The organism is Mesorhizobium sp. M3A.F.Ca.ET.175.01.1.1 (assembly GCF_004791945.1).
In the GTDB taxonomy this organism is placed as follows: domain Bacteria; phylum Pseudomonadota; class Alphaproteobacteria; order Rhizobiales; family Rhizobiaceae; genus Mesorhizobium.
This window is the reverse complement of sequence record NZ_SRTP01000001.1, coordinates 187,815-207,470: the sequence shown is the minus strand read 5'-3', so window position 1 is coordinate 207,470 and position 19,656 is coordinate 187,815. Positions and strand designations below refer to the sequence as shown.

The window sequence follows — 19,656 nt, the reverse complement described above, 5'->3', positions numbered from 1 at the left end:
ATCAGCCCAGCCGCTCGACATAGACCTTGATGCGGCCGCCGCAGGACAGGCCGACCTGCCAGGCGGTCTCGTCGGCGACCCCAAACTCCAACATTCTTGCCTTGCCCGAGCCGATGACGTCGATCGCCTCCGTCACCACCGCGCCCTCGACGCAACCGCCGGAGACGGAGCCGTGGAAATTGCCTTCGGCGTCGATGACCAGATGACTGCCGATCGGACGCGGCGCCGAGCCCCAGGTCTCGACCACGGTCGCGATGGCGACATCCTTGCCGTCCTTCATCCAGCCTTCCGCGATAATTAAGGGATCGCGGGCCTCATCGAGATAAATGCTCTTGGCCATCGTCGCTTCTCGCAAAATCTGTTTCTCTCGCCGCGCTCCCGGCAAACATATGGCTACTCCGCGCGCTTCCCGCCAGTTCTGAGCCAGCGGCGCGGGTCGACTGAAAAGGCCGGGCGCTGGTCGAGCGAAGCGCAGAGGTCTGCGAGCGCATCGAGATTGTGAACCGCGCGGAACTCGTCGACATGCGGCAGCATCGCCTTGACGCCCCGGGCGCCCGCCTCAGCGAGCGGTCGGCGACACACTCCGCGCCGGTCAAAAGGTCGAGCGTTTCGTCGATCGATTCCGGCGCGAGGCGCGGCGCGGTCATCTTGTCTCCGTGGATGCCGCCTGCCCGCTTCACAGAACGTGATAGCCGCGGTTGTGATAGATCAGCGGCCGCAAATTATCGCCGATGCGCAGACCTGTCACCTTGCCAAAAAGCACACGGTGGGTGGCGAGATCCTTGGTGTCGATGATCTCGCAATCGAAGACGGCAAGCGCCCCTTTCAGCGTCGGTGCGCCGGTCGAGATCACATCCCATTCGCCGAGGGCAAAGCGCTCTTCCGGCGGTAGGCCGGTCATGCCGGAAAAGCCGGCTGAAAGCGCCTCCTGGTCCGACGCAAGCGTGTTGAGGGCGAAGTTGCCGTTCTTGATGAAAGGCTCGTTCTTGGGGTTTTCGCGGTTGAGGCAGACCAACACGGTTGGCGGCGTGTCGGACACCGAGCAGGCCGCGATCACCGTCGCGCCCCGCCGGCCAGCGGGACCATCGGTGGTCACCACGTGAACATGGCCGGCAAAATGCGCCATCGCATCGCGATACGCCTGCGGCCCTATATCATTGATCTTCAGCACCTGATGACCACCTGTCAAAAACCAGCTCGTTATATATGGCGGCATATCGCATGCCACAAGCGAAGTGCTTGACCGCAATCCGCAAATTCGCGTGTTGCGCCCGGCTTAGCCAGCCTTTAGGTCTTTGCTGGAATAGTGTCGGACTATAGCTTCGGCACAGAGGAATTTTTCGCCCGAATGCGCCATATCACGACGACATTGGCCGCGCTGTTCTGGCTCTCGCTGGCCGCGAGCGCCCATGCCGACGGTCTGGTCGGCGTCGCGGCACCGCTCTCCGGTCCCTCCGCAGTCCTTGGCAAGCAGATCGAGAACGGCGCCAGCCCGGCGGCGCAGGCGAATGGCCTTGCCCTCAAGATCGTCGACGACGCTTGCACCGCCGATGGCGGGACAGCGGCCGCTCGGCAATTCGTGGACGCCAAGGTCGATGTCGTGGTCGGCTTTCTCTGCACCGAGGCGATCGAGGCAGCGCTTCCGATCCTCAAGGATGCCAATATCCCGGTCATCACGGTTGGGGTGCGCACCGAAAGCCTGACCGACAGGCGCGCCAAGACCGGCTGGCCGGTCTACCGGCTTGGCCCGCGCGGCGATGACGAACGCAATGCGGCGGCTACGATCCTCACCCGGCTCTGGAAGGACGATTTGTTCGCCATTGTCGATGACGGAACGATCTACGGCCGCGAGATGGCCGAGACATTGCGCGCAGCCGCGGAGCAGGCGGCGCTGAAGCCGGTCTTCGTCGACACGTTTCGGCCCCAACTGGACAACCAGATCGCGTTGATCGGGCGGCTGAAGAGGGCCGGCGCCACGAAGGTGTTCGCCGGGGGCGATGGCGACGACATCGCCATCATGGGCCGCGATGCCGGCTCTCTCAATGCAGGCATCACTTTTGCCGGCGGTGAAAATCTGCGCACGCCGCCGGGCGAGGTGCCTTTTGCTCCCGGCACGCTGATGATCGCGCCACCCGAATGGGCTGAGATCGCCGATCAGACGGTGGTGCAGGCCTTTGCTGCCAGCAAGATCGTTCCGGAAGGGTATACGCTGCCCGCTTATGCGGCGGTCGAGATCGCCAAGGCCGCACTCGCGGACGCGCAGAGCACCGGCAAAACGCTCGCCGAGACGTTGACCGGGCATGACTTCGAAACCGCGATCGGCACCATCCGCTTCGACGAAAAGGGCGACCTAACCCAGAACCCATTTCGCGTCTACCGCTTCGACGGCACGCATTTCGTGCCGCTGGAGGTGGAGTGATGTTCCGCGCCGGGCCGCGCAACCGGATCACCGACGTCGCCGGACTGAGCGTCGGCAATGCCGCCGATGCCCAGTTGAAATCAGGCGTCACGGTCGTCCTGTGCGATGAGCCGGCGGTGGCCGGAGTGCAGGTGCTGGGCGGCGCGCCGGGAACGCGCGAGACCGACCTGCTCGAACCGCACAACACCATCGAAACCGTCCACGCCATTGTGCTTTCGGGCGGTTCGGCCTTTGGCCTGGATGCGGCCTCAGGCGTTCAGGCTGCGTTGCGCGAAAGAAACATCGGCGTCGAGGTGGGCGGCTTTCGCGTGCCCATCGTGCCGGCAGCGATCCTGTTCGATCTCCGCAATGCCGGCGACAAGGATTGGGGCCGCTATCCACCCTACCGCGAACTCGGCTATGCGGCGGTGCAGGCGGCAGCGGTCGATTTCCCCATCGGCACGGCCGGCGCTGGAACCGGCGCGCTCACCTCTGGGCTTAAAGGCGGGCTCGGTTCGGCCTCCACGCTGCTCGACAGCGGCATCACCATCGGCGCGCTCGCCGCCGTCAACCCGATCGGCTCGGTGACGGTCGGGCGCAGCCGCCATTTCTGGGCCGCTCCCTTCGAGATCGGCGAGGAATTCGGCGCGCTGGGCTATCCCGATCCAATGCCGGAAGACGCCCGGCGCATCCTGTTGAAATTCCGCGACCGCCGTTTCGGGGCGCAGGCGGTGGAGGGTGGCAACACCACCATTGCCGTTATCGCAACGGACGCCGTGCTCTCCAAGTCAGCCGCCAAGCGGCTGGCGATCGCGGCGCATGACGGCTTCGTGCGTGCCATTTGGCCGACGCACACGCCGGCCGATGGCGATCTGGTCTTTGCGCTCGCCACCGGCCGCAGCGGCATCGAACTCAGCGCCGACGCCGCGATCGACCTCTATACGGCGGCGGGCGCCACCATGGCGCGCGCCATCGCCCGAGGCGTCTTTGCCGCGACACCCGCCGAAGGAGATATTTTCCCGGTTTGGTCGTCGCGCTAGTCTGGAGCCTTGAGGACGCCCATGGCGGCCTTGCGTCCGGAACTGCGGCAAGACGCTCCGAGAGCGCCGATCAGGTCGGATCGGATTTTTCCTCCTCGAAGGATACCGCGACATCCGAGTTCGCCGACAGCCGGACCTTTTGCCCATCGATCTCGGCCACCAGGCTCAGCGGAATGTAGTGGTGATGGCCCTTGTGGGAACCCATGCCGCTGTCGGCCTTGGTCAGCTTGATGCGCCGGCCATCGACCCTGTCGACGGTGCCGATATGGACGCCGTCGGCGCCGATTACTTCCATATGCTCGCGAATTTCGCTGGCGTCGGTCATGGTGGATCTCCCTTGACGTTGTCCACAACAACAGACGGCGAAGATATTGGATGCGTGCCTGAAGCGGCAGAATGACGTTTTCACCCTCCCGTACAGGGAAGTGATGAAATTGGGAGGTGAAACGCAGTCCGATGGGGCATCTCTGCCCTGCTTGCCGCCAGTCCGCTTGGGTTCGCAGCACCAATCGCGCCAGCATCTGGTTTGCGCCAGCGACGTTGAGCATTGGACCGGCCTCTGTTAGGACGCGGCCAAAACCTCTCCCAGGCAGGACCCGTACGATGATCCCTCGCTATTCCCGGCCCGAAATGGTCGCCATCTGGTCGCCCGAAACCCGCTTCCGCATCTGGTTCGAAATCGAGGCGCATGCCTGCGACGCGCTGGCCGAGTTGGGCGTCATCCCGAAAGAGGCCGCGAAAACCATCTGGGAAAAGGGCGGCGCCGCCAAATTCGACGTCGACAAGATCGACGAGATCGAACGCGTCACCAAGCACGACGTCATCGCCTTCCTCACCCACCTTGCCGAATTCGTCGGACCCGATGCCCGATTTATCCACCAGGGCATGACCTCCTCGGACGTGCTCGACACCTGCCTTGCCGTGCAGTTGACGCGCGCCAGCGACATCCTGATTGCCGATCTTGACGCATTGCTTGCGGCGCTGAAGCGCCGCGCCTTCGAGCATAAGAACACCGTCACCATCGGCCGCAGCCACGGCATCCATGCCGAGCCGACCACCTTCGGCGTCAAGCTGGCCTTGGCCTATGCCGAGTTCTCGCGCTGCCTGGAGCGGCTGGTGCATGCACGCCAAGATATCGCCACCTGTGCGATTTCCGGTGCCGTCGGCACCTTCGCCAACATCGATCCCTATGTCGAGGAGCATGTGGCGAAGAAGCTGGGACTGCAGCCGGAGCCGGTGTCGACCCAGGTTATCCCACGCGACCGCCACGCCATGTTCTTCGCCACGCTCGGCGTCATCGCCTCGTCGGTCGAACGCCTCGCCACTGAGATCCGCCATTTGCAGCGCACCGAGGTGCTGGAGGCGGAAGAATATTTCTCGCCGGGGCAGAAGGGCTCGTCGGCGATGCCGCACAAGCGGAATCCGGTGCTGACCGAGAATCTCACCGGTCTCGCCCGCATGGTGCGCTCCTTCGCCATGCCTGCCATGGAGAATGTGGCGCTCTGGCACGAACGCGACATCTCGCATTCCTCGGTCGAACGCATGATCGGGCCGGATGCGACGGTCACTCTCGACTTCGCGCTGTCGCGTCTCACCGGCGTCATCGACAAGCTGCTCGTCTATCCCGACAACATGCTGAAGAATATGAACAAGTTCCGCGGCCTGGTGCATTCGCAGCGCGTGCTTCTGGCATTGACACAGGCCGGCGTGTCACGCGAGGACGCTTATCGGCTGGTGCAGCGCAACGCCATGAAGGTGTGGGAACAGGGCGCTGATTTCCTTGAGGAACTGCTTGCCGACAAGGAAGTGACCGCGGCACTCCCCGAAGCCGATATCCGCGAGAAATTCGACCTCGGCTACCACACCAAGCATGTCGACACGATCTTCAAGCGGGTGTTTGGAGAGGCTTGACCTTTCCTTCTCCCCGTTCACAGGGAGAAGGTGCCCGAACGGTGGATAAGGGGCGGCGCTGGCCTCGGCTTGAAGTGGATCAAGCCTTGCCAGGCACCGTCCTGATCACCGTGCCCCACGGATCTTCCTGTGTCCTCTCGGCGTTCACATTGTCCGAACGCATTTCGACCCAGGCGAGCCCTGAGCGGAACGGATCGCGACGGCCGGCGCCGGCGCTGCGCCAGGCATTGGCACCGATATGATGGTGATAGTGCCCGGACGACAGGAACACCGCTTGGCCGCCATATTTGGCCACCGTGTCGAAACCGAACTCGTCATGCCACCAGGCCTCGGCGTCTTCTGGACGTCCGACGCGAAGATGAACATGGCCGACGATGGTGTTTTCCGGGGCGCCCTGCCAGCCGGCATCGCCTGCCGGCACGCTGGCAACAACCGCCGGCAGGTTCAGCCGCTCGGTCGACATGGCTATTCTGTCACCGTTCCATTTCCAGTCCTGCGGACGCCGGTCGGCATAGATTTCGATGCCGTTGCCCTCGGGATCGGTGAGATAAAGCGCCTCGCTGACCAGATGGTCGGATGCTCCTTCGATGGCGATCCGCTTGGCGGCGGCGTGGCTGATCCAGCGGCCGAGATCGGCGCGTGACGGCACCAGAAAGGCCGTGTGGAACAGACCGGCACTGTGCGGATCGTCGGGTTTCGCCGAGGCGTCCTGCTCCAGGACCAGCAGCGGACGATTGGCGGCGCCAAGCGTGATCGCGCCGTCGGCGCGGCCCAGCTCCTGCAGGCCGACAACGGCGCGGTAATAGGCGGCCAGACTTTCCGCGTCACGCGCCTTCAATCCGACCCGCGAGACGCTGACCGGTGTGGTCGCGGCAAAAGGCAATTCACTCATCGAACTCTCCATTGGGCTGCAGCCACTCCAATGGGAAGTGCGTAACCCGGTTTGTTGTCCTCGTCTTCTCCCTTCAGATCGTCCACTGCGATCGTTCACACAAGTCGGAAAGAATCGAACAGGTTGTTCACAATTGTGATGTGCCACCTCCGCCGTCATGGTTGCACGAGACAAGGCCGCTCGCTACATGCGCGCCATGAAAGTCAAGGATGCAGATATTCTCATCGTGCCGGGCTACACCAATTCCGGACCGGAGCACTGGCAGACGCGGTGGCAGTCGAAGCTGTCGACGGCGCGTCGCGTCGAGCAGGCCGAATGGACGAAGCCGGTGCGCGAGGATTGGACGGCGAGCGTGGCGAACGCCGTCAACGAGGCCGAGCGCCCGGTCGTGATCGTCGCCCATTCGCTTGGCGTGGCGGCGGCGGTGCAGGCCATTCCGCAGTTCAAGAAGCCGGTCGCCGGCGCCTTTTTCGTGGCGCCTCCGGACGTTGCCAATCCGGAGATCAGGCCGAGGCATCTGATGACCTTCGGCCCCTATCTGCGCGATCCCCTGCCCTTTCCGTCGATCGTGATCGCCAGCCGCAACGATCCGTTCTGCGCCTTCGAGGTTGCCGAAGACATTGCCGCCGCCTGGGGATCGCTGTTCATCGACGCCGGCGAGGCCGGCCACCTCAACCAGGATGCCGGCTTTGGCCCGTGGCCGGAAGGCTCGATGACGTTCGCCAAGTTCATGACCGAGCTCAAAGAACCTTGAGCGGGCGCAAGGCGCTCAGGAGCCGATCGAATCCCGCATGCTTTTCAAAAGCGTCTTGGCGCCGAGCGAAATCAGCGTGTGGTCGGAACCCATGGCGAGCAGCCGATAACCCATCGACACGACACGGCCGGCGACTGCCGGTTCAATGACGTAGATCGCCGCGTGCTTGCCGGCCTTGCGCGTGCGCTCGGCGATTGAAGCCACGGTTTCCATCATGCTTTCCAGTGTCGAATTGACGGTCGTGCCGCTCGACCAGGCGATCGAGAAATCCGACGGGCCGACAAAGATGCCGTCGATGCCGGGCGTGTCCAGGATGCCGTCGAGCGCCTCGAAGGCTGCGCGTGTCTCGACCATGGCGAAAGCCATGGTGCGCTGGTTGCTGTCGCGCAGCCATTCGGCATGGTCGCCTCTGCCATGGCGCGGGAAGGCATAGGTGGGTCCCCATGAACGCTCGCCCAGCGGCAGATATTTCATCGCCGCGGCGAACTGCCTGGCGTCGGCCACCGAATTCACCATCGGCGCGATCACAGCCTCGGCGCCGAAATCGAGCGCCCGGCTCGCCATGTCGAAGCGACCGACGGGAATGCGCACCAGCGCCGGCTTGTTCGCGGCGAGCACCGGCACCAGGCCGCGCAGCACGCTGTCTTCGTGGTGGCCGCCATGCTGCATGTCGAGGGTGACGGCATCAAAACCCTGCTTGGCGATGATCTCGACCGTCAGCGCGTCCGGAACTCCCGACCATGCGGTGAACAGGGTTTCATCGGCAGCCAGGCGGGACTTGAGCGACATCGGAACTTCCTTGTTGACGGCGCGCAGTTCATCCGGAAACGGCAGCAAAGGCAAAGAAAAACCGCCCGGCGAGGCCGGGCGGTCGATTGGTCCAGCTAGAGCATGATGCCGAAACCTGTGGAGCGGCTGTCGGGCGACATCATGCTCATCTCCAGCGTCAGCTGTTTTTGATCTGCTCGATCGCCTCCGCCATCAACTCGTCCATGGTGCGGCGGATCTGATGGTCCGACTGGTGGACGCCGGCTGCGTCGAAATCCGTGCGGATCTTGCGGAAGACATCGTGGTCGCCGGCTTCCTCGATGTCGGAAACGACGACCTGCTTGGCATAGGCCTCGGCGTCGGCGCCGCTCTTGCCCAGTTTTTCGGCGGCCCACAGGCCGAGCGCCTTGTTGCGGCGTGCCGAAGCCTTGAAGCGAAGCTCCTCGTCGAAGACGAACTTGCGCTCGAAGCCCTCTTCGCGGTCTTTCATGCTGCTCATGACGTCCCTCCGGTCAATCCGATCCGCTAGGCCTGCAATATGTGTGCTGACCCAGCACAAACCAAAAGGTCGCGACCCGGTCAATATGCTTGATCGAATGCTGCGCTGCGGCATTCGGTCCGGAAACTGGTTGATTGGCAGGATTTGCCGATTGAGCAAACATTACGATTGCGATAGACACCGGCATTGAACGCCACCGTCGCCACAACTAATTTAGGCAGACGGACAGGAACTGGTCGCTTGCCGCCTGCCCGCCAATCCAGAGAAAAAATCAGATGAAAAATCGCCGCCGCATTTATGAAGGCAAGGCCAAGATCCTCTATGAGGGCCCTGAGCCGGGTACGCTTATCCAGTTCTTCAAGGATGACGCCACCGCCTTCAACAAGAAGAAACATGAGGTGGTCGATGGCAAAGGTGTGCTCAACAACCGCATTTCCGAGCACATCTTCAACCATTTGAACCGTATGGGCATCCCGACCCATTTCATCCGCCGCCTCAACATGCGCGAGCAGTTGATCAAGGAAGTCGAGATCATCCCGCTCGAAGTGGTGGTGCGCAATGTCGCCGCCGGCTCGCTGGCCAAACGCCTCGGCATCGAGGAAGGCACGGTGCTGCCGCGCTCGATCATCGAATTCTATTACAAGGCGGACGCGCTCGACGACCCGATGGTTTCGGAAGAGCACATCACTGCCTTCGGCTGGGCAAGCCCGCAGGAAATCGACGACATCATGGCGCTGGCCATCCGCGTCAACGACTTCCTTTCCGGCCTGTTCCTGGGCGTCGGCATCCAGCTCGTCGATTTCAAGATCGAGTGCGGACGCCTGTTCGAGGGCGACATGATGCGCATCGTCGTGGCCGACGAGATCTCGCCGGATTCCTGCCGGCTGTGGGATGTCGCCACGCAGGACAAACTCGACAAGGACCGTTTCCGCCGCGACATGGGCGGCCTGGTCGAGGCCTATCAGGAAGTCGCCCGCCGCCTCGGCATCATGAACGAGAACGAGCCGCCGCGCCCCACCGGCCCGGTGCTCGTCGCCTCCTCCGAGCCGTCGAAGGGCACGAAGCACTGATTAGCGACCTGCCGCAACAGCAGGTCCGCCAGCACCACCGATCACTCAGGAGTACCGATGAAAGCCCGCATCACCGTCACTCTTAAGAACGGCGTTCTCGACCCGCAGGGCAAGGCGATCGAGCATGCGCTGTCGGGCCTGGGCTTCGACGGCGTCGGCCAGGTGCGCCAAGGCAAGGTCTTCGATGTCGAGCTTGCCGGCACCGACAAGGCCAAGGCCGAGGCCGACCTCAAGGCCATGTGCGACAAGCTTCTGGCCAACACGGTGATCGAGAATTACGCGGTGGAGATCGCCTGACCATGAAATCAGCCGTCGTCCTCCTGCCTGGCCTCAACCGCGACCGCGACATGATCGCGGCGCTGACCAAGATTTCCGGTCAGGCGCCGGTGACCGTCTGGCAGACCGACACCGAGATCCCGGACGTCGACCTGATTGCCATCCCCGGTGGCTTTTCCTTCGGCGACTATCTGCGCTGCGGCGCGATCGCCGCGCGCATGCCGGTGATGCGGGCGGTGGCCGAGAAGGCAGCCAAGGGCGTCACAGTGATCGGCGTCTGCAACGGCTTCCAGATCCTGGTCGAGGCCGGGCTGCTGCCCGGCGCCCTGATGCGCAATGCATCGCTGAAGTTCGTCTGCCGGCACGTCAAGCTCGAGATTGCCAACGCCAACACCATGTTCACGCGCCGCTACAAGCCCGGACAGATCATCCGCTCGCCGGTGGCGCATCACGACGGCAACTATTTCGCCGATGCCGAGACGCTCGCCCGCCTCGAAGGAGAAGGCCAGGTGGTGTTCCGCTATGCCGAAGGCACCAATCCCAACGGCTCGATCAACGACATCGCCGGCATCGTCAACGAGAACGGCAATGTGCTCGGCCTGATGCCGCATCCGGAGAACCTGATCGAGGCCGCGCATGGCGGCAGCGATGGCCGCGCGCTGTTCGAAAGCGCGCTCGGCGTCGCCGCTTGATCCTTTCAGACATTCCTTGCAGACCGCAGCGGCGAGGCCTGACCATGAGACTGACGATTGCTCGCCTTGCTCTGCTGGCCGCCGCCGGCGTTTCGCTGGCCTCCTGCCAGTCCGCTCCGAAGACCGCGCCGGTGTCGTCAGGCAAGAGCGCCTCGCTGCTTGCCATGGAGCAGGTGGCGATCGCCGCGCATAAATGCTGGATCGCCAGCAAGGATCCGGCCTTCAAGTCCTACCAGATGGCCAATGAACTCAATTCCTACAGCGGCACGCCGCGCTTCCTGCTGGTGCCGGCCAAGCATTACGGTGGCAAACCGCTGCTGGTCGTGCAGGCACAGGGCAATTCCAGCAAGGTCGACGTGTTCGGGCCGCTGATGGCCGAACCGCTGGGCGCCCGCATCGGCGCCGACATCGCCCGCTGGCAGGCCGGCAATCCATCCTGCGCCGCTGCCGCGTGAGGCAGCGGAGAACGGCGGCGCCAGCGTCGCGATGCGGCGCCGGCCGCCACTGTTTTCTGGGGCTATTGCTGCTCGCCATGTTTGTCGATGACGGCATCGCCCGCCTGCGGTAGTGAGCCGCAGGCCCGGTCGGGATCGCCCGAAAGCGATCAATCCCAGAATGCCCTGATGCCTTCGCGATGCGCATCGCAGCGCGAGATGCCGATATCCTTGAGCTGCTCGTCCGTCATCTCCAGCAGCGCAAGGCGTCCGCGCCGGCGCTGCAGCATGCGGTCGATCTGCATGACGACGGAACGGAACACGAGCGCCACGCGACCTGCAAAACCGCGGCGGGCCAAGGGCTCGGTCTGCGCGCGCAGCGCCGGGCCAGCGTAGTCAATTGTCTCGATTGTATCCATTGCCGTCCTGCCTTGTCTCGATTGCACCCTGACAATCGCCCCTTCGATATGCATTGACTCATCAGCCGGTGCAATATAGAAAATTGTCACCATGACAAATTGGCTCCCCGATCTCTCCGTTGGCTCCGGCCCTCTGTATCAGCGCCTTGCTGACAGCATTGAGTCAGATATCGACAAGGGCGTCATCGATGCCGGTGCGAAACTGCCGCCGCAGCGCGATCTCGCCTACGACATCGGAACAACGGTCGGCACCATCGGCCGGGCCTACCAGCTGCTGCGCGAACGCGGACTGGTGAGCGGCGAGGTCGGGCGCGGCACCTATGTGCTCGCTCAAAGCGCCGGAGACTCGAAGCCGGACCTGGAGCCTGCCGTACACGGCACACGCCCCATCGATGCGCCGGCGGGCAAGCTGCGCTTCGACAGCACCGCCGCGCCCGATATCGGCCAGGACACGATCATCGCCGAGATGCTGGCGCGAACGGCGCGGGACCATCCGCATGAGATTTCGAGCTACACGAGGGATTTCCCCGAACGCTGGTTTGAGGCGGGCAGCCGCTGGCTGGCGCGCAATTCCTTCCGCCCCTCGCCGGATTCCATCGTGCCGACGCTCGGCACGCATGCGGCGGTGATGGCGGCGATCGCCGCGCTGACCATGCCGGGCGACTATGTCGTCTTCGAGCACCTCACCTATTCACAGATCGCGCGCAGCGCCGGGCTGATCGGACGGCGAACCGCATTGGTCTTATCGGACGATGAAGGCATCGACCCCGACGATTTCGAGCGGGTCTGCGCACAGAAGCACCCGAAGGTCATGTTCCTGATGCCGACGGCGAAGAACCCGACCCTGGTGACGATGCCGGCGGAGCGGCGCCAGGCGATCGCGCGCGTCGCCCGCGAATATAATGTCGTGCTGGTCGAGGACGATCTCTATGGCGACCTGACCGACGACCCGACGCCGCTGCTTGCCGAATATGCGCCGGAGCGCACGATCGTCGCCGGTGGCCTGTCGAAGTCGGTCGCGGCCGGCGTGCGCGGCGGCTGGCTGTCCTGCCCGCCGGCCTTTCGTCATCGCATCCGCGTCGCCCACAAGATGATGACCGGCGGGTTGCCCTTCCTGCTGGCCGAGGTCGGCTCGAGGCTGGTGATGTCCGGCGAGGCAAGCGATATCCGCATGCGCTGCGTCGCCGAGATCCAGACCCGCGTCGTCACTGTCCGCGAGATGCTCGCCGGGTTCGATTTCAGAACAAGGGACAATGTGCCGTTCGTCTGGCTGACCTTGCCCGACCCTTGGCTCTCCGGCACTTTCAAGAATGCCTGCCTGGCGCAGGGGGTGCTCCTCGACGATGAGGACGAGTTCAAGGCCGGCCGTTCCGAGCAGGTCTTCCACGGTGTTCGTTTCGGCGTATCGCAGCCCCGGCAGAACCAGGATGTGGCCGGCGGCGTCGCAGTCATTCGACGGCTGCTGGACGAGGGCCGCGCCGGCTACGACAGTTTTTCCTGAGCGCCCGGCGGGCGGACGGGCTGGCTTTCATCGGCGAGGCGGTTTCCGGCGTTTTTCGTGATCCGGAGGGGTGTATCGCGCGAAAGCTTGCGATAAGAGGAGACTCAAAAATCCCCTCTCCCACGGACATAAATCGCCGCTCATGACCATTTCCAATTCCGTGCCGATTACCCCGGAACTCGTCGCCGCGCATGGGCTGAAGCCGGACGAATACCAGCGCATCCTCGACCTGGTCGGACGCGAGCCGAGCTTCACCGAGCTCGGCATCTTCTCGGCGATGTGGAACGAGCACTGCTCCTACAAGTCGTCCAAGAAATGGCTGCGCACGCTGCCGACCAGCGGCCCGCAGGTGATCCAGGGGCCGGGCGAGAATGCCGGCGTGGTCGACATCGGTGACGGCGACTGCGTCGTCTTCAAGATGGAGAGCCACAACCACCCTTCCTATATTGAGCCATACCAGGGCGCGGCGACCGGCGTCGGCGGCATCCTGCGCGACGTCTTCACCATGGGCGCGCGGCCGATCGCGGCCATGAATGCGTTGCGCTTCGGCGCGCCGGATCATCCCAAGACCCGGCATCTGGTGGCCGGCGTCGTCTCCGGCGTCGGCGGCTACGGCAACTCCTTCGGCGTGCCGACGGTCGGCGGTGAGGTCAATTTCGACCCGCGCTACAACGGCAACATCCTGGTCAACGCCTTTGCCGCCGGCCTGGCCAAGACCAACGCCATCTTCCTGTCGCAGGCCAAGGGCGTCGGCTTGCCCGTGGTCTATCTCGGCGCCAAGACCGGACGCGACGGCGTCGGCGGCGCCACCATGGCTTCTGCCGAGTTCGACGACAAGATCGAGGAGAAGCGCCCGACCGTGCAGGTCGGCGACCCCTTCACCGAGAAATGCCTGCTGGAGGCCTGCCTCGAACTGATGGCTTCCGGCGCCGTCATCGCCATCCAGGACATGGGTGCCGCCGGCCTCACCTGCTCGGCGGTCGAGATGGGCGCCAAGGGCGATCTCGGCATCGAGCTCGATCTCGACAAGGTGCCGGTGCGCGAGGAGCGCATGAGCGCCTATGAGATGATGCTGTCGGAAAGTCAGGAGCGCATGCTGATGGTGCTGCGCCCCGAAAAGGAGAAGGAAGCCGAGGCGATCTTCCGCAAATGGGACCTCGACTTCGCCATTGTCGGCAGGACGACCGACGACCTTCGCTTTCGCGTGCTGCATCAGGGCGACGAGGTCGCCAATCTGCCGATCAAGGAACTTGGCGATCAGGCGCCGGAATATGACCGCCCGTGGGTCGAAGCGAAAAAGCCGTCGCCGCTGGCCGCCGGCGATGCGCCCAAGGCCGATGTCGCCGACGCGCTGCTCAAGCTGCTCGGCGGGCCGGATCTTTCCTCGCGCCGCTGGGTGTGGGAGCAGTACGACACGCTGATCCAGGGCAACTCGCTGCAGCTTCCCGGCGGCGATGCCGGCGTGGTCCGCGTCGAGGGCCATCCGACCAAGGCTCTCGCCTTCTCCTCCGACGTGACCCCGCGCTATTGCGAGGCCGATCCGTATGAAGGCGGCAAGCAGGCAGTGGCCGAATGCTGGCGCAATCTGACCGCCACCGGCGCCTTGCCGCTCGCGGCGACCGACAACCTCAATTTCGGCAATCCGGAACGCCCCGAGATCATGGGCCAGCTGGTCGGCGCGGTGAAAGGCATCGGCGATGCCTGCCGCGCGCTCGGCTTCCCGATCGTCTCCGGCAATGTCTCGCTCTACAACGAAACCAATGGTCGTGGCATTCTGCCGACGCCGACCATCGGCGGCGTCGGCCTGATCGCCGACTGGTCGAAGATGGCGCGCATCGGTTTTGCCGCCGAGGGCCAGATGATCGTGCTGGTCGGCGCTCCGTCGAGCTGGGGCAGCCATCTCGGCCAGTCCGTCTATATGCGCGACATTCATGGCCGTGCCGACGGCCCGCCGCCGCCGGTCGACCTCGCGCATGAAAAGCGCGTCGGCGACCATGTGCGCGCGCTGATCGCGTCCGGCGTGGTGACCGCGGCGCACGACGTTTCCGATGGCGGCCTGGCCGTGGCACTGGCCGAAATGGCGATGGCCTCCGGCATCGGCGCCACCGTCCCCGGGCTTAACGGCGCCGACCCGATCCCGGTCTGGTTCGGCGAGGATCAGGGGCGTTATCTCCTGACCCTCTCGATCGACCCGCAAGGCAGCGACTGGGAAAGGATCCGCGAGGAGCAGAGCAGGCTCGGCATCTTCGCGCCGTGGATCGGCACCACCGGCGGCAGCGCGCTGAAGCTCGGCGACACGCGTGCGATACCGGTCAGCGAATTGACCGCCGTCCACGAGGGCTGGTTCCCGCGCTTCATGGACCAGGCCATTTGAACAGCCTCGCCGCCCGGGCGCTGCTGGCAGTCGTCTTCTGGCCGTCGCTGTTCTTCTTCTGGTTTCTCGGCCCGTTCGTCTTCTTCCTGCTGTCGACGACCTCGAGCGAGGTGTGCCCGCGGCTGGAAACGCGGGCCGAGTTCCTTGCCGCTGCCAACGGCACGCTGCCGATGCTCGCTGTGCAGACCCTGATCTATGCGGTTCCGATCGTCTGCCTGCTGCTATGGGACCGGCTATCGCCAGACCCGGCGCGAGCAAGGCATGTCGCCACCTGCACCAAGCTGTTTGCAGTTGCCGCAGCGATCAGCGTGTTGTGGCAGTATGGCTCGTCGCTTGCCTGCGACGGCTACGGCCAGCCCTTCTTCTTGGCGCTGTGGCGGATGACAAGCTATCTTCCAACGGTCGGTCTGGCCATCAACATCCCACTCTATGTGCTGACCTTCAGCCTCGGCCGCTCATTTTCGACCCGCGACGATATCGGCGAGAACGGTGCGGTCCATCCTCGGCAGGACAACGCATAGAGCTCTGTGGACGCAACGGCTTCAATCCGGACCAGAAAGGTTCTAGGCTTGCTTACGACTCTTATCGTACGGGCTGCACTGCGCTCGAAAACAGGATTTTGACATGGCAATGGACGCGCACGACATCGAACGGCTGATCAAGGAAGGCATTCCCGACGCCAAGGTGACGATTCGCGATCTGGCCGGCGACGGCGACCACTACGCTGCCGAAGTGGTGGCGGAGAGCTTCCGCGGCAAAAGCCGGGTCCAGCAGCACCAGATGGTCTATGACGCCCTGAAGGGCAATATGGGCGGCGTTCTGCATGCGCTGGCCCTGCAGACCAGCGTTCCGGACTAGATGCATGTCGCCCAGAAGTCTGCAGCGGTTCTGGGACAACGACATGCATCGAAACAAAAAAGGCATTGCCACTTAAGGCTTGGCACAAATCGCGCCATCTCTTGCGCCATTACCGAGGCGTCGCGGCTAACGTCTTGTTTCGGCCAACCTATGGGTTTATCTGATGGGCATGCTTCGAGCCTGGTTGTCACAGGCGTGAAAGGATCGTCCATGAGCGGCATCAACGACTACATCGACAATGAAGTGAAGAGCAACGACGTCGTGCTCTTCATGAAAGGCACGCCCGGCTTCCCGCAGTGCGGTTTTTCGGGCCAGGTGGTGCAAATCCTCGACTATATCGGCGCCGACTACAAAGGTGTGAACGTCCTGGATTCGGCGGAACTGCGCCAAGGGATCAAGGACTATTCCAACTGGCCGACTATCCCGCAGCTCTACGTCAAGGGCGAGTTCGTCGGCGGTTGCGACATCGTGCGGGAGATGTTCCAGGCCGGCGAACTGCAGGATTTCCTGGTCGAAAAGGGCGTCAGCGTCAAAGGCGCCGCCTGATTTGAGTTCGCTCCGGCCGGCTTAGCCGGCCAAAGCATTCCTGGAGCAGTGCGCAGCGGCTTTCCGTCGGAATGGCGCCAACCAACTGCTGGAACGGTTCGGCCTTCATCGAAGCCGATCGTCCCAGCGCAAATTCCGAGGCCGCCCCCACCTCGTCACGATGGTTCCCGGACAGGGAACGAGCGAAGCTGCGCCGGCCTCCCGACGCATGTTCGTTTGAAGATCGGACTTTGCCGTGGACAAGCAGGTAGAAGCGCAGCAACGGGCAAGCAGCTTGCCTATTCCGCGCTGGGAATTCATTGCGCTCTGCGCAGCGCTTATGGCGCTCAACTCGCTGGCCATCGACATCATGCTGCCGGCTCTGCAGCAGATCGGCGCCTCGCTCGGGGTCGAGAACGAGAACCATCGCCAATATGTGATCACCGCTTATATTTTGGGCTTTGGCAGCGGGCAGCTTTTCTTCGGCCCGGTCTCCGACCGGTTCGGGCGCCGCGCGCCGCTTGTCGTTGGGCTGGTCATTTATGTGGCGGCCGCTGCCGCGGCTACGGTTGCGCCGAGCTTCGCCATTCTGCTCGCTTGCCGGCTCGTGCAGGGAATCGGCGCCGCGGCGACCCGCGTCATCGCGGTCTCGATCGTGCGCGATACATTCGAAGGCCGCCGCATGGCCGAAGTCATGTCGTTGATCTTCATGGTCTTCATGGCGATCCCGGTCGTCGCGCCCGGCATTGGCCAATTCATCATGCTGTTCGCCACCTGGCACTGGATCTTCGTCACCATGGCCGTCGGCGCGCTGATCGTCTCGGCGTGGTCGCTGCTGCGCTTGCCGGAAACGCTGCACCCGGAATACCGCCGCCCGCTAACGATGCAATCCATAGTCGGCGGGTTCCGTATCGTGCTCACCAACCGCATCGCGCTTTGCTATGCCTTCGCCAGCACCTTCATCTTCGGCGCGATGTTCGGGTTCATCAATTCGGCGCAGCAGATCTATCTCGACGTCTTCCATGTCGGCGAGTTGTTCCCGCTTATCTTCGCCGGCGTTGCCGGTGTGCTTGCCTTCTCGAACTTCCTCAACGCGCGGCTCGTCGGCAAGATCGGCATGCGCCGCCTCTCGCAAAGCGCGCTGCTGCTGTTTCTCACCATCAGCCTAGTCTGGCTCGTCGTCTCGCTGGAGATGCGGATGCCGCTCTGGCTGTTCGTCGGCTTCTTTGCCGCCGCCATGCTGCCGTTCGGCGGGCTTGGCGCGAATTTCAACGCTTTGGCCATGGAGCCGCTCGGCGAACTCGCCGGCACGGCCTCATCGATCCTCGGCTTCATGCAGACCTTTCTCGGCGGCATCCTCGGCACGCTGATCGGCCAGGCTTTCAACGGCACGGTCACGCCGCTGGCCGCCGGCTTCTGCACCGTCTCATTCGCCGCCCTGCTGATGATCCTTTTTGCCGAGCGCGGACGGCTGTTCCAACCGCACAACCCGCCAGTGTGATCTGGCGGTTTAGTCGGCCCAAAGTTCGCGGCGCAACTCGTCCCAGCTATTCCTGTCCGGCGCTACGAGCAGACCGCCGCCGACATGAGACGGCAAATAGGCGCTGCCGTCGATGCGGGCGGCGTAGCCGCCAGCTTCCTGGTGGATCAGGACGCCGGCAAGATGATCCCACGGCATCAGCTTGTTGTAGACGACGAAATGCGCATGGCCGCTCGCCAGCAGCCGATATTCGTGCGCCGCGCAACGATAGCCGAATTGCGACAGCGCCTTGGTCTGGTTGCGGGCGAGCCGCGAACGCTCCGGCTCCTTCAGATACTGCCAGGATACGGCGCCCGTCATCTGTGAGATCGCCACCGGTGCGGCGACACGCACCTTCTCCAGCGCGCCATGCGCATGACGGATATGGCTGCCCGCCCCCCTGGCGCCGATAAGCCAGTCCTTCCCGACCGGATCATGGATGATGCCGGCGACCGTCTCGCCCTTGACCACGACGCCCAGCATGACGCCGAACAGCGGCACGCCCGACGCAAAGTTGAAGGTGCCGTCGACCGGATCGATGACGAAGGCAAGAGCTGCCTCGCCGAGCCCGGCCAGCAAGGCTGGATTGTCCTCGCAGGCCTCTTCGCCGATCACCAGGGCATCGGGGTAGCGTTCGCGCAGCCGTGCGGTAATCAGCCTTTCGGCATTGACATCGGCCTCGGTCACGAGGTCGGCAGCCGACGTCTTCTGGCGGATATCGCCTTCGCCCAGCCGGCGGAAGCGCGGCATGATTTCGATCCTGGCGGCGTCGGCGAGGAGATCGGCCAGCCAGTCGATCGCTTCATCGTCAAATGTCATCGGAAATGCCTTGCCCTGTGGTGAAGCGCGCATCGAGCGCGGCGAAGTCGAAGAGTTTTCGGTCGAGCAGATGCGACGGCCGCACATTCGTCATGGCGCGGATCATGGTGTCCTTCCGGCCGGGCATGCGCTTCTCGATATCGTCCAGCATCGCCTTCATGGCATTGCGCTGGAGACCTTCCTGGCTGCCGCAGAGGTCGCACGGAATGATCGGGAACTTCATCGCTCCGGCGAATTTCTCGAGATCGATCTCGGCGCAATAGGCGAGCGGGCGCAGAACCATGACGTCGCCCTCGTCGTTGATGAGCTTCGGCGGCATGGCGGCGAGACGCCCGCCATGGAAGAGGTTCATGAAAAAGGTCTCGAGGATGTCCTCGCGATGGTGGCCGAGCACCAGCGCCGCGCAGCCCTCCTCGCGCGCGATGCGGTAGAGATGGCCGCGCCGCAGCCGTGAGCACAGCGAGCAATAGGTGCTGCCCTCGGGCAACTTGTCGGTCACCACCGAATAGGTGTCCTGATACTCGATGCGATGCGCGATGCCGTTGGCGTTCAGATAGTCCGGCAGGATGTGTTTTGGAAAATTGGGCTGGCCCTGGTCGAGATTGCAGGCGAGCAGTTCGACCGGCAGCAGCCCGCGCCATTTGAGGTCGAGCAGCAAGGCGAGCAGGCCGTAAGAATCCTTGCCGCCGGAGAGCGCCACCAGCCAGCGCTCGCCGGGCTTCACCATCGCGAAGTCTTCAATGGCCTGGCGCGTCAGTCTCAGCAGCCGCTTGCGCAGCTTGTTGAACTCGACCGAGGACGGCGCATCGCGAAACAGCGGATGGCAGCCGTCGCCGCCCATCGGCTCCAGGGATTTGGCGTCTGGCAGCATGTTCATGGCGCTGAGGCCCCACGGTTCTGTTGCGCA

General features: G+C 63.8%; 23 protein-coding genes and 1 pseudogene. 14 read left to right on the top strand and 10 right to left on the bottom strand.

Features of this window, described 5'->3' with window-relative positions; genetic code table 11:
• Window position 1: 1 nt before the first annotated feature.
• From EN818_RS01040 to EN818_RS01030, 3 genes and pseudogenes are all read right to left on the bottom strand, one after another.
• The gene (locus tag EN818_RS01040; RefSeq protein ID WP_095806015.1) at window positions 2–340 is read right to left on the bottom strand and encodes an XdhC family protein; all 339 of its coding nucleotides are present in this window, start codon (window positions 338–340) and stop codon (window positions 2–4) included.
• Between the two features lie 53 nt (window positions 341–393).
• Window positions 394–561 (bottom strand): annotated as a pseudogene (locus EN818_RS01035) (VWA domain-containing protein); the annotation flags it as partial.
• A 115-nt stretch (window positions 562–676) separates the two neighbouring features.
• Window positions 677–1,171, bottom strand: a complete 495-nt coding sequence (locus tag EN818_RS01030; RefSeq protein WP_129553938.1) for a flavin reductase — start codon at window positions 1,169–1,171, stop codon at window positions 677–679.
• A 177-nt stretch (window positions 1,172–1,348) separates the two neighbouring features.
• On the opposite strand from EN818_RS01030, the gene EN818_RS01025 reads away from it, so the two are divergent.
• Window positions 1,349–2,419, top strand: a complete 1,071-nt coding sequence (locus EN818_RS01025; protein ID WP_095806016.1) for a branched-chain amino acid ABC transporter substrate-binding protein — start codon at window positions 1,349–1,351, stop codon at window positions 2,417–2,419.
• Window positions 2,419–3,438 (top strand): P1 family peptidase, encoded by a 1,020-nt coding sequence (locus EN818_RS01020; RefSeq protein WP_135903908.1) that lies wholly within the window; start codon window positions 2,419–2,421, stop codon window positions 3,436–3,438. Before EN818_RS01025 ends, EN818_RS01020 begins: the two co-directional genes overlap by 1 nt.
• A gap of 70 nt (window positions 3,439–3,508) precedes the next feature.
• On the opposite strand, the gene EN818_RS01015 is transcribed toward EN818_RS01020, so the two are convergent.
• Complete coding sequence (locus EN818_RS01015; RefSeq protein WP_095806018.1) at window positions 3,509–3,763, bottom strand: DUF2171 domain-containing protein; 255 nt, start codon at window positions 3,761–3,763, stop codon at window positions 3,509–3,511.
• Between the two features lie 278 nt (window positions 3,764–4,041).
• Here EN818_RS01015 and purB point away from each other — a divergent pair, with 278 nt between their 5' ends.
• A complete protein-coding gene (purB, locus tag EN818_RS01010; RefSeq protein WP_095806019.1) occupies window positions 4,042–5,349 on the top strand; it encodes an adenylosuccinate lyase in 1,308 nt (435 codons plus the stop codon).
• Window positions 5,350–5,428: 79 nt separating this feature from the next.
• Here the strand turns inward: purB and EN818_RS01005 are convergent, their stop codons facing one another.
• A complete protein-coding gene (locus tag EN818_RS01005; RefSeq protein ID WP_095806162.1) occupies window positions 5,429–6,241 on the bottom strand; it encodes a VOC family protein in 813 nt (270 codons plus the stop codon).
• A 196-nt stretch (window positions 6,242–6,437) separates the two neighbouring features.
• Here EN818_RS01005 and EN818_RS01000 point away from each other — a divergent pair, with 196 nt between their 5' ends.
• Window positions 6,438–6,995 carry an alpha/beta hydrolase gene (locus EN818_RS01000; RefSeq protein ID WP_095806163.1) on the top strand — a complete coding sequence of 186 codons (558 nt, stop codon included), beginning with the start codon at window positions 6,438–6,440 and terminating at the stop codon, window positions 6,993–6,995.
• 15 nt (window positions 6,996–7,010) lie between these two features.
• On the opposite strand, the gene EN818_RS00995 is transcribed toward EN818_RS01000, so the two are convergent.
• Complete coding sequence (locus EN818_RS00995) at window positions 7,011–7,784, bottom strand: HpcH/HpaI aldolase/citrate lyase family protein (RefSeq protein WP_135903906.1); 774 nt, start codon at window positions 7,782–7,784, stop codon at window positions 7,011–7,013.
• Between the two features lie 157 nt (window positions 7,785–7,941).
• The gene (locus EN818_RS00990) at window positions 7,942–8,262 is read right to left on the bottom strand and encodes a DUF1476 domain-containing protein (RefSeq protein ID WP_095806020.1); all 321 of its coding nucleotides are present in this window, start codon (window positions 8,260–8,262) and stop codon (window positions 7,942–7,944) included.
• Between the two features lie 275 nt (window positions 8,263–8,537).
• Between EN818_RS00990 and purC the strand changes: the two genes are divergently transcribed.
• From purC to EN818_RS00970, 4 genes are read left to right on the top strand one after another with little or no spacing between them, the layout of a single operon-like run.
• Entirely contained in the window at window positions 8,538–9,332 is a 795-nt protein-coding gene (gene purC / locus EN818_RS00985; RefSeq protein WP_059185109.1) for a phosphoribosylaminoimidazolesuccinocarboxamide synthase, read from the top strand.
• 57 nt (window positions 9,333–9,389) lie between these two features.
• Window positions 9,390–9,629, top strand: coding sequence for a phosphoribosylformylglycinamidine synthase subunit PurS (purS, locus tag EN818_RS00980; RefSeq protein ID WP_095806021.1), 240 nt, complete (start codon window positions 9,390–9,392; stop codon window positions 9,627–9,629).
• 2 nt (window positions 9,630–9,631) lie between these two features.
• Window positions 9,632–10,300 carry a phosphoribosylformylglycinamidine synthase subunit PurQ gene (gene purQ / locus EN818_RS00975; protein ID WP_095806022.1) on the top strand — a complete coding sequence of 223 codons (669 nt, stop codon included), beginning with the start codon at window positions 9,632–9,634 and terminating at the stop codon, window positions 10,298–10,300.
• A 44-nt stretch (window positions 10,301–10,344) separates the two neighbouring features.
• On the top strand, window positions 10,345–10,755 hold the full coding sequence (locus EN818_RS00970) for a hypothetical protein (RefSeq protein WP_095806023.1): 411 nt from the start codon (window positions 10,345–10,347) through the stop codon (window positions 10,753–10,755).
• A 149-nt stretch (window positions 10,756–10,904) separates the two neighbouring features.
• Here the strand turns inward: EN818_RS00970 and EN818_RS00965 are convergent, their stop codons facing one another.
• Window positions 10,905–11,153, bottom strand: coding sequence for a DUF1127 domain-containing protein (locus EN818_RS00965; RefSeq protein ID WP_095806024.1), 249 nt, complete (start codon window positions 11,151–11,153; stop codon window positions 10,905–10,907).
• A gap of 91 nt (window positions 11,154–11,244) precedes the next feature.
• Between EN818_RS00965 and EN818_RS00960 the strand changes: the two genes are divergently transcribed.
• The 6 genes from EN818_RS00960 (at window position 11,245) to EN818_RS00935 (ending at window position 17,912) form a co-directional block, all read left to right on the top strand.
• Window positions 11,245–12,654, top strand: a complete 1,410-nt coding sequence (locus tag EN818_RS00960; RefSeq protein ID WP_095806025.1) for a PLP-dependent aminotransferase family protein — start codon at window positions 11,245–11,247, stop codon at window positions 12,652–12,654.
• Window positions 12,655–12,796: 142 nt separating this feature from the next.
• Complete coding sequence (purL, locus tag EN818_RS00955) at window positions 12,797–15,028, top strand: phosphoribosylformylglycinamidine synthase subunit PurL (RefSeq protein WP_095806026.1); 2,232 nt, start codon at window positions 12,797–12,799, stop codon at window positions 15,026–15,028.
• Window positions 15,025–15,549: a hypothetical protein gene (locus EN818_RS00950; RefSeq protein ID WP_095806027.1), complete on the top strand. Its 525-nt coding sequence runs from the start codon at window positions 15,025–15,027 to the stop codon at window positions 15,547–15,549. The genes purL and EN818_RS00950 overlap by 4 nt, the downstream gene beginning before the upstream one ends.
• A 103-nt stretch (window positions 15,550–15,652) precedes the next feature.
• Window positions 15,653–15,886 carry a BolA family transcriptional regulator gene (locus tag EN818_RS00945; RefSeq protein ID WP_023674714.1) on the top strand — a complete coding sequence of 78 codons (234 nt, stop codon included), beginning with the start codon at window positions 15,653–15,655 and terminating at the stop codon, window positions 15,884–15,886.
• Window positions 15,887–16,096: 210 nt separating this feature from the next.
• Window positions 16,097–16,432: a Grx4 family monothiol glutaredoxin gene (gene grxD, locus EN818_RS00940; RefSeq protein ID WP_095806028.1), complete on the top strand. Its 336-nt coding sequence runs from the start codon at window positions 16,097–16,099 to the stop codon at window positions 16,430–16,432.
• A 280-nt stretch (window positions 16,433–16,712) separates the two neighbouring features.
• The gene (locus EN818_RS00935) at window positions 16,713–17,912 is read left to right on the top strand and encodes a multidrug effflux MFS transporter (protein ID WP_165350121.1); all 1,200 of its coding nucleotides are present in this window, start codon (window positions 16,713–16,715) and stop codon (window positions 17,910–17,912) included.
• 9 nt (window positions 17,913–17,921) lie between these two features.
• On the opposite strand, the gene EN818_RS00930 is transcribed toward EN818_RS00935, so the two are convergent.
• Both EN818_RS00930 and ttcA read right to left on the bottom strand, forming a co-directional pair.
• Window positions 17,922–18,749: an inositol monophosphatase family protein gene (locus tag EN818_RS00930; protein WP_095806030.1), complete on the bottom strand. Its 828-nt coding sequence runs from the start codon at window positions 18,747–18,749 to the stop codon at window positions 17,922–17,924.
• The gene (ttcA, locus tag EN818_RS00925; RefSeq protein ID WP_095806031.1) at window positions 18,739–19,626 is read right to left on the bottom strand and encodes a tRNA 2-thiocytidine(32) synthetase TtcA; all 888 of its coding nucleotides are present in this window, start codon (window positions 19,624–19,626) and stop codon (window positions 18,739–18,741) included. The genes EN818_RS00930 and ttcA overlap by 11 nt, the downstream gene beginning before the upstream one ends.
• Window positions 19,627–19,656 lie beyond the last annotated feature (30 nt).

What these genes read in the sequence shown, in the direction of transcription:
- EN818_RS01000 (WP_095806163.1), top strand. Translation starts at nt 6,438, where the DNA reads ATGAAAGTCAAGGATGCAGATATTCTCATCGTGCCGGGCTACACCAAT.
- purS (WP_095806021.1), top strand. Translation starts at nt 9,390, where the DNA reads ATGAAAGCCCGCATCACCGTCACTCTTAAGAACGGCGTTCTCGACCCG.
- grxD (WP_095806028.1), top strand. Translation starts at nt 16,097, where the DNA reads ATGAGCGGCATCAACGACTACATCGACAATGAAGTGAAGAGCAACGAC.
- EN818_RS01005 (WP_095806162.1), bottom strand. Translation starts at nt 6,241, where the DNA reads ATGAGTGAATTGCCTTTTGCCGCGACCACACCGGTCAGCGTCTCGCGG.
- EN818_RS00945 (WP_023674714.1), top strand. Translation starts at nt 15,653, where the DNA reads ATGGCAATGGACGCGCACGACATCGAACGGCTGATCAAGGAAGGCATT.
- ttcA (WP_095806031.1), bottom strand. Translation starts at nt 19,626, where the DNA reads ATGAACATGCTGCCAGACGCCAAATCCCTGGAGCCGATGGGCGGCGAC.
- purB (WP_095806019.1), top strand. Translation starts at nt 4,042, where the DNA reads ATGATCCCTCGCTATTCCCGGCCCGAAATGGTCGCCATCTGGTCGCCC.
- EN818_RS01040 (WP_095806015.1), bottom strand. Translation starts at nt 340, where the DNA reads ATGGCCAAGAGCATTTATCTCGATGAGGCCCGCGATCCCTTAATTATC.
- EN818_RS00930 (WP_095806030.1), bottom strand. Translation starts at nt 18,749, where the DNA reads ATGACATTTGACGATGAAGCGATCGACTGGCTGGCCGATCTCCTCGCC.
- purC (WP_059185109.1), top strand. Translation starts at nt 8,538, where the DNA reads ATGAAAAATCGCCGCCGCATTTATGAAGGCAAGGCCAAGATCCTCTAT.
- EN818_RS00970 (WP_095806023.1), top strand. Translation starts at nt 10,345, where the DNA reads ATGAGACTGACGATTGCTCGCCTTGCTCTGCTGGCCGCCGCCGGCGTT.
- purQ (WP_095806022.1), top strand. Translation starts at nt 9,632, where the DNA reads ATGAAATCAGCCGTCGTCCTCCTGCCTGGCCTCAACCGCGACCGCGAC.
- EN818_RS00990 (WP_095806020.1), bottom strand. Translation starts at nt 8,262, where the DNA reads ATGAGCAGCATGAAAGACCGCGAAGAGGGCTTCGAGCGCAAGTTCGTC.
- EN818_RS00965 (WP_095806024.1), bottom strand. Translation starts at nt 11,153, where the DNA reads ATGGATACAATCGAGACAATTGACTACGCTGGCCCGGCGCTGCGCGCG.
- EN818_RS01020 (WP_135903908.1), top strand. Translation starts at nt 2,419, where the DNA reads ATGTTCCGCGCCGGGCCGCGCAACCGGATCACCGACGTCGCCGGACTG.
- EN818_RS00995 (WP_135903906.1), bottom strand. Translation starts at nt 7,784, where the DNA reads ATGTCGCTCAAGTCCCGCCTGGCTGCCGATGAAACCCTGTTCACCGCA.
- EN818_RS00960 (WP_095806025.1), top strand. Translation starts at nt 11,245, where the DNA reads ATGACAAATTGGCTCCCCGATCTCTCCGTTGGCTCCGGCCCTCTGTAT.
- purL (WP_095806026.1), top strand. Translation starts at nt 12,797, where the DNA reads ATGACCATTTCCAATTCCGTGCCGATTACCCCGGAACTCGTCGCCGCG.
- EN818_RS01015 (WP_095806018.1), bottom strand. Translation starts at nt 3,763, where the DNA reads ATGACCGACGCCAGCGAAATTCGCGAGCATATGGAAGTAATCGGCGCC.
- EN818_RS01025 (WP_095806016.1), top strand. Translation starts at nt 1,349, where the DNA reads ATGCGCCATATCACGACGACATTGGCCGCGCTGTTCTGGCTCTCGCTG.